Here is a 541-nt window from a genome sequence, read left to right as displayed (position 1 = left end):
TATTTTCGAACACAAAAAAGGAGCCCGGCGGCTCCTTTTTTGATCGCTAACATTGGGACGTATCGACTTTAAAACTGTGTCCGTCTTTTCCTGCGCCTTCCAACCGGTAATAGGCGTAGCATTTGCCTTGCATCAAGGCTTCTGGTGAGTCACTAGGGCCGTAGCCGACTATCGAATAAGTGTTGTTTTCAATGAACACCAAGTTCGCTTGCTTCATTTCGTCTGAAAACGTCATGTTGTCGAAAAAGCCAAGGTGTTCGCCACATTCGCTTTGCGTTTCTGGGTAGCCGTTGTAAAACTCTTGATAGCCCACAGCCGTCAGGACACATTGGTTTGCGCCATTCTCTTGGTTGAACGCTTTCGCATTGGCGTTGAGAATGGAGACGTAGTACTGCATGTCGGCAAACAAAACTTGAATGGCAGCAGAGCGGGCGTCGGACGTGCGCTGGTTCGAATGGTGGAGTGCATAAGCAGAGATTCCGCTTAGTAAAACAGCAGCGAACAACCACTCTTTCAATGAGAAACTAGACAACCATCTCAT

1 protein-coding gene is annotated in these 541 nt (G+C 47.9%); it reads right to left on the bottom strand.

Annotated features, from left to right (window positions below; all coding sequences use genetic code 11):
• Positions 1 to 46: 46 nt before the first annotated feature.
• Positions 47 to 541: hypothetical protein (locus tag R7Z47_RS26515; RefSeq protein ID WP_318130981.1), on the bottom strand; the 495-nt coding region annotated here is incomplete at its 5' end.

It is taken from the genome of Vibrio sp. 1641 (assembly GCF_033339995.1).
In the GTDB taxonomy this organism is placed as follows: domain Bacteria; phylum Pseudomonadota; class Gammaproteobacteria; order Enterobacterales; family Vibrionaceae; genus Vibrio; species Vibrio alginolyticus.
This window is presented reverse-complemented; position numbering and strand designations above follow the sequence as displayed.